Below are 13,383 nucleotides of genomic sequence, written 5' to 3'. Positions count from 1 at the left end.
AATTTATATATCTAGAAAGAGTGAGTTACAGATGGCTAAAAAAGATAATCTTAATAACAATGATCCAATATCAAAAGCAGTAGATTTATTATTAGAAAATACTGAGGATTTAACAACAGTTTTTAAAGAGGGAGGCTTATATAAAGAATTAACTAAACGATTGGTAGAAAAAATGTTGAATTCTGAGATGCAAAATTATTTAGGACACGAAAGAAATCAACGCAGTAATAATGACAATGTTCGTAATGGTACAACATCAAAAAAATTAATAACTCAACAAGGTAAAATTGAAATTGATGTACCAAGAGATCGCAATAGTAATTTTGAACCAGTAATAATCACAAAAAGACAGAGAAGATTTGATGGTTTTGATCAACAAGTTCTTTCACTATATGCAAAAGGTATGACTTTATCAGATATTAGAATGCAGTTGCAAGAGTTATATGATGGCGCAGATATTAGCGAAAGCGTAATTAGTCAAATTACTGATGATGTCATTGATGATGTCAAAGCATGGCAAAATCGTCCATTAGATAGTGTTTATCCAATCATTTATTTTGATTGTATCGTAGTTAAAGTACGTCAGGATAAACGTATTATTAACAAATCAGTTTATATAGCTTTAGGAGTTGATTTAGAAGGTAAAAAAGATGTTTTAGGTTTATGAATTAGTGAAAATGAAGGTGCTAAATTCTGATTAAATAATTTTACAGAAATGAAAAATCGAGGCTTAAATGATATTCTTATTGCTTGTAGTGATAATTTAACAGGCATGTCAGAGGCAATACAATCAGTTTATCCTAAAACTGAACATCAATTATGCATAGTTCATCAAATTAGAAATAGCTTAAAATATGTTTCATACAAACATCGAAAGTCTCTAGTTATCGATTTAAAGCCAATTTATACAGCATGTAGTGAAGAACAAGCAATGCAAGCTTTAGAATCATTTGAAAGTAAATGAAATAAACAATATCCACAAATTGCTAAATCTTGATATAAAAATTGAGAAAATTTAATGGTTTTTATTAGTTATCCAGCAGAAATTAAAAGGGTAATTTATACTACAAATGCTATTGAATCTGTTAATAGCCAATTACGAAAAGTTATTAGAAATAAAAAAGTTTTTCCTAATGATATGGCAGTTTTTAAAATTTTTTACTTAGCAATTGAAAATATCACAAAAAAATGAACATTGCCTATTCAAAATTGAAATACAGCAATTGCTCATTTTATGATAAAATTTGAAGACAGAATTAATCTGAACTAGTACTTTGTAAAACAAAGAAACACAGATTACTAAAAAGCCTCATCATCAATGACATCATCAGTAATTTGACTAATTACGCTTTCGCTAATATCTGCGCCATGATATAACTCTTGCAACTGCATTCTAATATCTGATAAAGTCATACCTTTTGCATATAGTGAAAGAACTTGTTGATCAAAACCATCAAATCTTCTCTGTCTTTTTGTGATTATTACTGGTTCAAAATTACTATTGCGATCTCTTGGTACATCAATTTCAATTTTACCTTGTTGAGTTATTAATTTTTTTGATGTTGTACCATTACGAACATTGTCATTATTACTGCGTTGATTTCTTTCGTGTCCTAAATAATTTTGCATCTCAGAATTCAACATTTTTTCTAACAATCGTTTAGTTAATTCTTTATATAAGCCTCCCTCTTTAAAAACTGTTGTTAAATCTTCAGTATTTTCTAATAATAAATCTACTGCTTTTGATATTCGATCATTGTTATTAAGATTATCTTTTTTAGCCATCTGTAACTCACTCTTTCTAGATATATAAATTATATTTACTAGAATTAATTAAACATAGTTATTTTTGTAAGTCACACAGATTACTAAACATTCCCTTACTTCTTTAAAATTGCTGTTGTGTTTTATGGCGGTGAATTGTGTTACTTAATTGAATTGTGTTACTTAATTAATTAAATACAGTAGTGTTACTTAATTTAATTGAATTGTGTTACTTAATTTAATTAATTAAATACCAGACATTGAAACTCCTTACCTAGATCATTAAAAAAAATTCTACATCATTACTAACAATTTGAAAACCTTCAGTAATTTCATTACCCAGAGATTGAAACTCCTTACCTAGATCATTAAAGACATTACTTGCATCATTGCTAAAAGATTGAAAATTAGTATTTAAATCTTTTGTAAATACTTCAAATTCTGAACTTATATTATCACCAAAATTATTAAATAAAGTTTCAGTATCATTTCCAAAATACTGAAACTGTGAACCTAAATCATTAAACAAGTCTTCGATAGGATCAAAATGCATAAGTAATCCTCCTTTAAACTATATCTGATTTTATTATTTGTTTCATTAATGTATAATATTACATAGAAATAAGAGGTTTTTGGTTTTCTTGTTTATCAGCAACAGGTTTTGAAGATGGACTTATAGACATTAAATTAGCAGCATTTATTACATCTTGAGAAATAGGATTACCATTATTTAAATTAGCAAAAGTCATAGGAACAGTAGATAATGTGTTTGCTAATTCTTTTGGAAGAATATCATCAACTGAATTATTTTGAATACTCAATTCTTTTAATTGTTGTTCTTGCTTTTGAAATTTTGCATCTAATTTCATGTTTTGTAATAAAAGTTCTCTCTTTTTTATTGCTTCTTCTTTTAATGTTATTTTTTTTCAAAATTAGTATACAAACTATTTTCTTTGTTTTGTTCAAATTCTTGTTCTGATTCTTCTTCGGATTCTGAATCTGATGAATTATTTATATTTTCTAATAGCATGTATTGTAATTTTTCTTGTCGTTTTGCTTTTTTTTCAGCAATATTAGCTTTGTAATTTTGTTTTACAACAGATCCAATTATTGCTCCACCAACACCTGAAGAAATTGCAAAAGGTATATCAAAAATAGTATTATGATTATTATCAGTAAGTCCTGCACCAAATCCACCCGCTAAAAACCCCAACGTACCACCTATTGTTGGCGCATGATTAATAGCAATTTTCCCCGCTTTTTTTGCTGTACTTTTTGTTTTTAATATCATTTCTTCTTGAATTGCTTTTTGTTTTTTATAATTTTTAAAATTTTTATATTCTTTTTCTGTCATTTGTATATTTTGTATATTTTTAGGCATATCTTTTAATCTTCCTTTCAAATATTTTAATTTAATAAAAATCCTAATACAGAAAAATTTCTATATTAGGATTGGACATCTATACATCTATGGACATCTATTAAATTATAATTTATTTTTTTTTAATATGTCAATTAAAATTCTTTTTTGGTTTAAATAATTAAATTATCAGTAATACGCTTAATTTCTTCTGCTTCTTTAAATTCATTTTTTCGTTTGAAGGCTATACATAAATTAGATAATAAAATTTCTTGATTATTAGTTTTTTCATTTTCATTTTTTAAAACAAAATAAAGGTACCCACACTGTCAAAAAGTTGGTTTTTTAAGAACTAAATAATTAATATTATTAATCATAATAATATTTTTAGTTTGTTTTTTTAAACTAAAAGTTGTTAATCCTTTATGATAAATAGTTATTTTTTTATCATCAATAGTTATTGTACTTCGACTATATTGATTTTCAAATCATCAATTTTTTTTATTATTCATATATTAATATTATTTTCTTTTTTTTATTTTTAGTTTTAATTCCAATTTTATTTAATAACATTAAAATTGAAGATCTATATAATCCTTGATTTTGCAATAAAAGTGAAGTATAAATAATAGATTGTACTACCGTACCAATAATAATAGCTACTGCATATCATAAAATACCAATATAACTACCATCAATATTAGTAACACCACCAAATAAAGCAATAATAAAAGAACCTCAAGCCCCAACATGACCAAGTACACCAAAACCAAATGCTAAAGCACCCGCAACAGCACTACCAATAACATTAGCAACTATTGTTCTTCATGTATCTCTTACTGCAAATGGAATAGCAGATTCAGAAATTCCCATAAACCCTAATAATCAGGCATTTCACCCTAATGATTGTTCTTGTTTTGTAAATAATTTACGACTAAATACTGTTGATGTTAATGCACAACCCAATGGTGCAATCGGAATCGCTGCTGCTACTGGTCCCATTAATCGACTACCATCTTGTACCATTAATGATGTTGCAACAAGAACAGCTGTTTTATTAATTGGACCACCCATATCAAATCCAACCATTGCTCCTAAACGATATACAATATTTTCTAAAGCTTCTTTTTGTACTGAATTAATTTCACTTGGTGTTGCCATCAACACAATCAAATTACGATTTTTATCTAATTTTTCATGTTTTTTTACCAATAAAACGTTCTAAGTCAATTGCAACATCTGTTGCTAAAATAACGACATCCGCTTCTTTAATTTTTTGTTCTGTTAGTACATATTCTGGTCTTTTTTGACCTTGACATTCAATATGTACTTGATAGCCTAGTTCTTTTCCTGCGGTTTCTAATAATTCTTTACACATGTAAGTATGAACTACTCCAGTTGTACAAGAAGAAACTCTAATAATTTTTTTTGTTCCCTTATTTTTCATTGTTTTTATTTCTTTTTTAGTACTATTTTTAACTGTTTCATCATTAATAAGCGATATTATTTCTTGTGAATTTTTTGCATTTTTTAATTTTTTACGAAAATCTTCATTTACAAGTTTAATTGCAAGTGTACTTAAAATATCTAAATGTAAATTTTCTGCTTGTGTTTCAGGAATTATTAAAGCAATAATAAAAGTTGTTAATTGTCCATCTATTGCTTTTCAGTCAACACCATTATTATTACATAATATTAGAATTGCAGGTTTTTTAATTGATTTAATTCTAGCGTGTGGAATTGCAATTCCACCTTCAAAACCTGTTGATGATTCTTGCTCGTGAGCAAGAAATGCTTTTAGTAATTCATCACGATTAGTAATATAACCTAATGAAAATGCTAAATCAATAATTTTAGTTAGTGCTTCTATTTGATTTTTAGTATTAGATTCAAAAATAATATGTGATTTGTTTAATAAATCATTAGTTATTTTCAATTTTACTTTCCTTTCCAATGATTATTTTATCTCCTTTTTTTAATAAAAACCAGAGATTTTTTCAGATAATTAAAATATATTTTTAACTATTTATTCAATTAAATTTAATATTTATAAAATTAGATATATTACATACTTCAAAGTTTTTGCTGTTTTTTAAACAAAATATAATAAATAAAAATTATCAACATTAATCCCATATTTCCTTATAAATTAATATAAATAACTTATTTATAAAATAATGTAAAATTAATTTAGATAAAATTTAATTATTTAAAGAAAGGGAAAATTAGAGAAATGTTTAAAACAAGAAAAGAAAATTTAAATCAGAAAAATAACAAACTTAAATCAATAACTGATTATCAATGATTAGCTTTAGATATCGGAACAGAAAACTTTAAAGCTAGACATATTAATATAGGTCTTAGATATGATGCTCCAACCTATTTAGCTGAAGACTATGAAAAAAATAGAATTCTTTACGGTGAAGAGGCTAAGGCTTTAACTGACAAAACAAATGAAAACGTTATTATTAAACGTCCAGTTCGTGATGGTAATATTGCTGATCCAGATGCTTTACAACGTATTCTTACTAAAATTTTTCAAGATTTCAGACTTGAAATTAAAAATTTAAAAGAAATTAATAACAATTCTATAAAAAAACATGAAAAATTAGATAAAAATCGTAATTTGATTGTGTTGATGGCAACACCAAGTGAAATTAATTCAGTACAAAAAGAAGCTTTAGAAAATATTGTATATCGTTTAGGAGCACTCCGTGGATTTGTACAAGAAGAAGTAAAAATGGCAGCCTTAGGTTCAGGGCAAGATATTTTTGGAAGTGCAATTATGTGCATTGATATTGGTGGTGGCAGTACTGATGCTGCTATTATTAGTAATAATTCAATATTATATTCATATACAACACATTGTGCTGGTGACTATTTAATACAAAAAGTTCAAGAATATATTATAAAAAAACATGTCTTAAAAGTTGGAATAAAAGAAGCTGAAGATGTTATTAAAAATATTGGCTCACTTATGAAATATCAAGATGAAAAACCATACACAATTTCGGGTTTTTCATTACCTAGATTAAATTCTCAACCAGGAGAAACAATGTCAATTTCTAAAACTATTGAAATTACACCAGAAGAAATTCGTGAAAATGTTATGCAAGCTCAATTCAAAGAACATATTATTCCGGCCATTCGTAGAGTACTAAGAACTGCTGGTGACAAGGCTGCTGGAAGTATTAGTGATTTAAAGAAAAAAGGTAAGGGAATCACAATTTGTGGTGGTGGAGCTTATATTAAAAAAGTTGATAAATTTATTCAAGAAGAATTAGCTAAAGAATATTATATTGAAGTTAAAACTGAAAAAGGTACAAAACCAATGCGTCAAAAATATGAAGGAGATCTTTTTGAAGTGCGGACTGCTCTAAATCCTTTAGATAATGTTATTGATGGTTGTGTAAAATATCGTGATACAATTTACAAACAATTAATAATTGAACAAAATCCTAATCGTGAAATTCTAATAAAGGACGAAGATTTAGGATAAAAAAACTATAAAAATCTTAAATTAATTTAAATTATTAAAAATTTTTTTAAACTTTGGTAATTTTTTTGAGTTATGAAGTCCTGAATCAAAAGAAAAACTTTCGTATTTCATAACATTTGATACATTTCACTTTGATAAATCTTGATTAAATACTCATGCATTACTAAACATATTGTTCATATTTGTTACACGTGAAGTATCTCAACTTGATATATTTTGGTTGAATGATGAAGCATTATTAAACATATAACTCAAAGAAGTTATTTATGGTGGTAATTGTTTTGGAACTTCTTTAATTGTTCTTGGCATATTAACAACTTGAATTTCTCCCTCATCATTTTTATAAAATCCAATTTGAGTAATTTTGGTAGTTTTTATATCTGATAGATTATGCTTATTAGTTATTACTTTTTTGCCATTTTCATCAATGTAAATAGTGTCTTGTTGAGTTTTATTATTTAAAACATCATTTTTTTTGTGAACTTGTGTTTAAAACAGTTACAGTTAAACTTCCTATAGTTGATGCAAATGTTAAAACACTTAATGCTGTCAATATTTTTTTCATTTTTCCATCCTTCTATTTTATTTTGACTTTATTCAAGAAGTCAATTTTACTTTACTACTTTTTGAAGACAAATTCACAAAATATATTTTTAAAGTTAAAACTTTTTTGCTGCTTCTTTAATATACTGTTCAAATTTATCGATCGTTTTTTCTGGCCCTAATGCTGGCAAACCTCCACCTTTTGCTAATATTTTAGAACCAATAAGTAAATTAGCATCATTTTGATGAAGTTCTTGAACCTTAGTACCACAAATAAGAATTGGTTCTACTACTTTAGCACCTACAAATTCTCATGTCCCTTTTAAATAAGTTGCATGATTACCTCATAAATATCAGCCATATGGTGCTCCTTGTGTCGCCAAAATTTGAACTTTTAAATGTGGCAATAATCCTCTAGCTTCACCTTGTTTGGTATATTTATAATCAAAAGTTTTACCAGCAACTAAGATGTGATCTAAATAATTTTTTGTCATGCTAGTAACATTAAAATTTGTCATTGGTGTTGTATATATAACTTTATTAACATTTTTTAGTTGATTAATATAATAATGAGAATCTTTTTCATTAAAATATGAAGTAAAGTTTTTTTGCGTAATAGTAATACTTGCCATTGGTATTTGATTTAAATCTAATTCAATTATTGAATCTTCTGGATGAAATTCACGATAATATTTAACAAAACGAGATACTAAACTTTCAGAATAAGATAGTTCTTTTTTAATCATAGAAGAACGAATTACTAATATTTTATTTGCCATTATTTTTGCCTCCGAAATATCTAAAATAACTTTGTAATTTGATTTTATCAGTTTTTATTTATTATTTTTTAAAAAATAATAAATAAAAATATAGTTTTATAAAAAAAATGAAATATTTATTATAATTTTATCAATTTCTATAAAGTGTTATCATTAAAGTGTGTAAAACTTTTAAAAAAGTTTATAGAAAAATTTTAAATTAAATAGATATAAGTAGTTATTATAGAAATTTAGTATTTGTACACAAATTATAATTATTAAGAAATTTGAGATTAGACTATCAAAAATATAGAAAGAGGCAAAAATATGAATGAAAGAAGACAAAAATTACTTGAATTGATGAATAGAAATTTAAAAATTAGTACTTTAATTAATTACAAATTTAAAATTTCTGAAATAACTAATGCAATTGCAAGTATCAATAATGACTTATATAAACAACAAAAATATTTTTTAGAATTAGAAAATAATAGAAAATACAGAAATAAAATTCAGAGAAAATTTAATAAAAACAAAAAGATAAAAAAGAAATTAAATAAGATTTTAAACAAATATTTAGCACAAATAAAAAAATTTAGTTTTTTTATTGATAAATATAAAAAAGAACCTCAACAATTATTTGAAATATTAAGTGAATTAAATTTATTTGTAGGTGAATTAATAAATCAAGAAAACATAACAGATGAAGAATTACAATATTTATTTACAATATCTCATCAATTTTCAGAACAATTAAAAAATGAAAAACCATTAGATTTATCACTATCAAGTAAAAAACAAAGACTACAACAAGAACCATTAGATTTATCATTACCAAATAAAAATCAAATATGAGAATTAACAACAAAAATTAACACATCTTTAATTAATAAAAAACATTATACTAATACATTAGAAACACACACTAAACATAGTTTATTTATCGAAATAAAAATATCAAAACCTAGTAGCAGTTTTATATATACAAATAATTTTAATGATATACAAACATATTTATTAACCGAACAAATACAACAAAATAATTTTTTAAATAATAATGAAAAAAAATCACAAATCATAAGATTTAGATAACTACTATATGTCAAAAAATAATTTTAAATAAATTATTTTTTTAATTAGTTTACTAAATTTAAAAATATTGCGTATAATTTATATAATGTCAAAATTTAAGAATAACGGAGAATGAAAAATGTCTGAACAAGAAAAAGTTTCTGCTGAACAAAAAATTATTAATATTGCAGTGATAGCACACGTCGATGTTGGAAAGTCAACATTAGTTGATGCTTTATTAAAGCAATCAAATATTTTTCATCAAAACCAAGTTATTGTTGAACAAATAATGGATAGTAATGATCAAGAACGTCAACGAGGAATTACTATTTATTCTAAAAATTGTTCAATCATGCATGGTAATACAAAAATTAATATTATTGATACACCTGGTCATGCTGACTTTTCCTCTGAAGTTGAAAGAATTATGAAAACAGTAGACTGTGTTATTTTACTAGTTGATAGTGTTGAAGGACCAATGCCACAAACTCGTTTTGTATTGCAAAAAGCACTAGAACATAACTTAAATCCAATTTTAATGATTAACAAAATTGATAAAAAGGACCAAAGAATTGAAGAAGTAAAAGATGAAGTATTAGAACTTTTTATGGAATTAAATGCTAATGATGAACAGTTAGACTTTCCAACACTTTATGGAATTACTAAACAAGGTATTGCCCAATATGAATTGAATCAACCAAGTGAAAATTTAGAACCATTATTTGAAACAATTATTAAACATGCTAAAATTTCTAAATTAGTAAAATATAATGAGCCTTTACAAATGCAAATTAGTTCATTAGATTATGATAGTTTTATTGGCAGAATTGGAATTGGTAGATTATTTCAAGGTACTATTTCTGAAGGACAAGAAATAATTGTTGTTGATGATTATGATTTAAAAAGAAAAGCTAAAGTAAAATATTTATTTGTTTATCAAGGATTAAAACGAGTAGCTGTTAAAAACGCTGTTGCTGGTGATATTGTTTGCATAGCGGGTATTGAAAATATAACAATTGGTAATACTATTTGTGATAAAGATAATGTTGTGCCAATGGAACCAATTACAATACAGGCTCCAACAATGTCAATGAATTTCCTTGTTAATAATTCACCATTTTCTGGAACTGAAGGTAAACTAGTAACTAGTAATAAAATTAAAGAACGTTTAACAAGAGAATTAGAAACTAATGTTGGTTTAAAAATAGAACAATTATCTGGAAGTAATGCTGATGGTTTTAAAGTTTTTGGTCGTGGTGAATTACATTTATCTGTTTTAATTGAAAATATGCGTCGCGAAGGCTTTGAATTAGGTATTTCTAAACCGGAAGTAGTATTTAAAAAAGATGAAAAAGGACACACCACTGAACCAGTCGAAGAAATTATTTTAAATCATTCTACTGAATATAGTAGTACTGTTATTAATAATTTAAATCTAAGAAAAGGTATTATGACTAATATGGATTCTGATAATGTTCGTGATAAAATTATTTTTCATATTCCAACAAGAGGATTAATTGGATTTGGTCGTCAATACGTTAATATTACTCGCGGAACTGGTGTTATGGTTCGTAGTTTCCTTACATATGAACCATTAAAAGGCGAAATTAATAATAATAGAAATGGCGTTCTAGTAAGTATGATTACAGGGACAACATTACCTTATGCTTTAAATTCTTTAGAAGAACGTGGTACTTTATTTGTTAAACCACAAACTAAAGTGTATGAAGGAATGATTATTGGTTTAAGTAATCGTGATAAAGATTTAGATGTTAATCCTTGCAAAGCAAAACAATTAACAAATACTAGAAGTTCAGGTAATGATGAAGCTGTTAGATTAACACCACCAACTATTTTTAGTTTAGAAGAATCTTTAGAATTTATTGCTAGTGATGAATTAGTTGAAGTAACACCACAAAATATTCGTATGCGTAAAAAATTCTTGACTGAAAATGAACGTAAACAAAATAGAAATCGTAAGTAATACTTACGATTTTTTTAAAGATTAAAAGGATTATAATTTACACAGTTAACTGTATATACTCAATATTCTGATTCAATATCAATAATATCATTTAAAGACAGAATTTTTTGATTTTCTTGCAATATATCTTCTATCTGTATTGTTTCATAATTAGCAAAGTTATTAACTTCATTAATCATTAATTGAATTTGCTTATCAATAAGTTCTTTATTTTTTTTTCTTTTCAATATATTTTTTTCTGCGTCTTTTTTGGGAATGTTTAGTAATCTGTGTGACTTACAAAAATAACTATGTTTAATTAATTCTAGTAAATATAATTTATATATCTAGAAAGAGTGAGTTACAGATGGCTAAAAAAGATAATCTTAATAACAATGATCCAATATCAAAAGCAGTAGATTTATTATTAGAAAATACTGAGGATTTAACAACAGTTTTTAAAGAGGGAGGCTTATATAAAGAATTAACTAAACGATTGGTAGAAAAAATGTTGAATTCTGAGATGCAAAATTATTTAGGACAGGTGGTTAGCCCTAAATACTGGACCACTTTTGGATAGACAGTTTTAAATTTTTATTTGTGAAATTGGTGGTTTTAGAAATTTAAAATGTATTCTTTCGTAATTATAAAACATAATATATTGGTTTACATCATTTATAGCTTCATTGAGAGAAAAATATTGATTTGAACCTTTAGGTAGTCATTCTTGAGATAAATGAGAAAATCAGTTTTCAGATATTACATTGCCACCAATATCATAAGGTTGTTTTTTGCTTAAAATTATTTGCTTATCAGCAGCTCAATTTGTGATGTCTTGACAATAAAATTCGTTGGCGTTATCTGAGTGTAAAATAACGTTTTTTACTTGGTTTCAAGAGAATTGTTGATTTATTTTTTCAAGTGCAGGAAGGATTAAATCTTGATAGGATTTGTTTGAACATGTATTATAGCTTACAATATTATTTGAATAAAAATCAATAATTANAGTAAATATAATTTATATATCTAGAAAGAGTGAGTTACAGATGGCTAAAAAAGATAATCTTAATAACAATGATCCAATATCAAAAGCAGTAGATTTATTATTAGAAAATACTGAGGATTTAACAACAGTTTTTAAAGAGGGAGGCTTATATAAAGAATTAACTAAACGATTGGTAGAAAAAATGTTGAATTCTGAGATGCAAAATTATTTAGGACACGAAAGAAATCAACGCAGTAATAATGACAATGTTCGTAATGGTACAACATCAAAAAAATTAATAACTCAACAAGGTAAAATTGAAATTGATGTACCAAGAGATCGTAATAGTAATTTTGAACCAGTAATAATCACAAAAAGACAGAGAAGATTTGATGGTTTTGATCAACAAGTTCTTTCACTATATGCAAAAGGTATGACTTTATCAGATATTAGAATGCAGTTGCAAGAGTTATATCATGGCGCAGATATTAGCGAAAGCGTAATTAGTCAAATTACTGATGATGTCATTGATGATGTCAAAGCATGGCAAAATCGTCCATTAGATAGTGTTTATCCAATCATTTATTTTGATTGTATCGTAGTTAAAGTACGTCAGGATAAACGTATTATTAACAAATCAGTTTATATAGCTTTAGGAGTTGATTTAGAAGGTAAAAAAGATGTTTTAGGTTTATGAATTAGTGAAAATGAAGGTGCTAAATTCTGATTAAATAATTTTACAGAAATGAAAAATCGAGGCTTAAATGATATTCTTATTGCTTGTAGTGATAATTTAACAGGCATGTCAGAGGCAATACAATCAGTTTATCCTAAAACTGAACATCAATTATGCATAGTTCATCAAATTAGAAATAGCTTAAAATATGTTTCATACAAACATCGAAAGTCTCTAGTTATCGATTTAAAGCCAATTTATACAGCATGTAGTGAAGAACAAGCAATGCAAGCTTTAGAATCATTTGAAAGTAAATGAAATAAACAATATCCACAAATTGCTAAATCTTGATATAAAAATTGAGAAAATTTAATGGTTTTTATTAGTTATCCAGCAGAAATTAAAAGGGTAATTTATACTACAAATGCTATTGAATCTGTTAATAGCCAATTACGAAAAGTTATTAGAAATAAAAAAGTTTTTCCTAATGATATGGCAGTTTTTAAAATTTTTTACTTAGCAATTGAAAATATCACAAAAAAATGAACATTGCCTATTCAAAATTGAAATACAGCAATTGCTCATTTTATGATAAAATTTGGAGACAGAATTAATCTGAACTAGTACTTTGTAAAACGGTGGTTAGCCCTAAATACTGGACCACTTTTGGATAGACAGTTTTAAATTTTTATTTGTGAAATTGGTGGTTTTAGAAATTTAGAATGTATTCTTTCGTAATTATAAAACATAATATATTGGTTTAC

General features: G+C 25.7%; 13 protein-coding genes and 2 pseudogenes. 6 read left to right on the top strand and 9 right to left on the bottom strand.

Features of this window, described 5'->3' with window-relative positions:
- Window positions 1-31: 31 nt before the first annotated feature.
- Window positions 32-1,270, top strand: coding sequence for an IS256 family transposase (locus tag SPIRDC1_RS06640; RefSeq protein ID WP_174479940.1), 1,239 nt, complete (start codon window positions 32-34; stop codon window positions 1,268-1,270).
- Between the two features lie 41 nt (window positions 1,271-1,311).
- Here the strand turns inward: SPIRDC1_RS06640 and SPIRDC1_RS06635 are convergent.
- The 7 genes and pseudogenes from SPIRDC1_RS06635 to SPIRDC1_RS06605 form a co-directional block, all read right to left on the bottom strand.
- Window positions 1,312-1,785 (bottom strand): annotated as a pseudogene (locus SPIRDC1_RS06635) (transposase); the annotation flags it as partial.
- Window positions 1,786-2,038: 253 nt separating this feature from the next.
- A complete protein-coding gene (locus tag SPIRDC1_RS06630) occupies window positions 2,039-2,317 on the bottom strand; it encodes a hypothetical protein (protein ID WP_174481112.1) in 279 nt (92 codons plus the stop codon).
- Between the two features lie 58 nt (window positions 2,318-2,375).
- The gene (locus SPIRDC1_RS06625; protein ID WP_174481111.1) at window positions 2,376-2,633 is read right to left on the bottom strand and encodes a hypothetical protein; all 258 of its coding nucleotides are present in this window, start codon (window positions 2,631-2,633) and stop codon (window positions 2,376-2,378) included.
- A gap of 47 nt (window positions 2,634-2,680) precedes the next feature.
- Entirely contained in the window at window positions 2,681-3,145 is a 465-nt protein-coding gene (locus SPIRDC1_RS06620; RefSeq protein WP_174481110.1) for a hypothetical protein, read from the bottom strand.
- Window positions 3,146-3,297: 152 nt separating this feature from the next.
- Window positions 3,298-3,636, bottom strand: a complete 339-nt coding sequence (locus SPIRDC1_RS06615) for a hypothetical protein (protein WP_174481109.1) — start codon at window positions 3,634-3,636, stop codon at window positions 3,298-3,300.
- On the bottom strand, window positions 3,629-4,336 hold the full coding sequence (locus SPIRDC1_RS06610; RefSeq protein ID WP_174481108.1) for a hypothetical protein: 708 nt from the start codon (window positions 4,334-4,336) through the stop codon (window positions 3,629-3,631). Before SPIRDC1_RS06610 ends, SPIRDC1_RS06615 begins: the two co-directional genes overlap by 8 nt.
- Window positions 4,308-5,078: a fructose PTS transporter subunit IIA gene (locus SPIRDC1_RS06605; protein WP_174481107.1), complete on the bottom strand. Its 771-nt coding sequence runs from the start codon at window positions 5,076-5,078 to the stop codon at window positions 4,308-4,310. Before SPIRDC1_RS06605 ends, SPIRDC1_RS06610 begins: the two co-directional genes overlap by 29 nt.
- Window positions 5,079-5,357: 279 nt before the next feature.
- Here SPIRDC1_RS06605 and SPIRDC1_RS06600 point away from each other — a divergent pair, with 279 nt between their 5' ends.
- Window positions 5,358-6,623, top strand: coding sequence for a rod shape-determining protein (locus SPIRDC1_RS06600; protein ID WP_174481106.1), 1,266 nt, complete (start codon window positions 5,358-5,360; stop codon window positions 6,621-6,623).
- A 659-nt stretch (window positions 6,624-7,282) separates the two neighbouring features.
- Here the strand turns inward: SPIRDC1_RS06600 and SPIRDC1_RS06595 are convergent.
- Window positions 7,283-7,945 (bottom strand): FMN-dependent NADH-azoreductase, encoded by a 663-nt coding sequence (locus SPIRDC1_RS06595; protein ID WP_174481105.1) that lies wholly within the window; start codon window positions 7,943-7,945, stop codon window positions 7,283-7,285.
- Window positions 7,946-8,251: 306 nt separating this feature from the next.
- Between SPIRDC1_RS06595 and SPIRDC1_RS06590 the strand changes: the two genes are divergently transcribed.
- On the top strand, window positions 8,252-9,016 hold the full coding sequence (locus tag SPIRDC1_RS06590; RefSeq protein WP_174481104.1) for a hypothetical protein: 765 nt from the start codon (window positions 8,252-8,254) through the stop codon (window positions 9,014-9,016).
- A 118-nt stretch (window positions 9,017-9,134) separates the two neighbouring features.
- A complete protein-coding gene (gene typA, locus SPIRDC1_RS06585) occupies window positions 9,135-10,979 on the top strand; it encodes a translational GTPase TypA (RefSeq protein WP_174481103.1) in 1,845 nt (614 codons plus the stop codon).
- Between the two features lie 14 nt (window positions 10,980-10,993).
- Here the strand turns inward: typA and SPIRDC1_RS06580 are convergent, their stop codons facing one another.
- On the bottom strand, window positions 10,994-11,206 hold the full coding sequence (locus SPIRDC1_RS06580; RefSeq protein ID WP_174481102.1) for a hypothetical protein: 213 nt from the start codon (window positions 11,204-11,206) through the stop codon (window positions 10,994-10,996).
- A gap of 119 nt (window positions 11,207-11,325) precedes the next feature.
- Between SPIRDC1_RS06580 and SPIRDC1_RS06575 the strand changes: the two are divergent.
- Window positions 11,326-11,499: pseudogene (locus tag SPIRDC1_RS06575) on the top strand (IS256 family transposase); the annotation flags it as partial.
- A gap of 505 nt (window positions 11,500-12,004) precedes the next feature.
- Window positions 12,005-13,243, top strand: coding sequence for an IS256 family transposase (locus SPIRDC1_RS06570; RefSeq protein ID WP_174481100.1), 1,239 nt, complete (start codon window positions 12,005-12,007; stop codon window positions 13,241-13,243).
- Window positions 13,244-13,383: the final 140 nt, after the last annotated feature.

This window comes from Spiroplasma endosymbiont of Danaus chrysippus, from assembly GCF_902809815.1.
GTDB lineage: Bacteria > Bacillota_I > Bacilli_A > Mycoplasmatales > VBWQ01 > Spiroplasma_E.
Note: the sequence above shows the minus strand (reverse complement) of the source record. Positions and strands in the feature narration are given on the sequence as shown.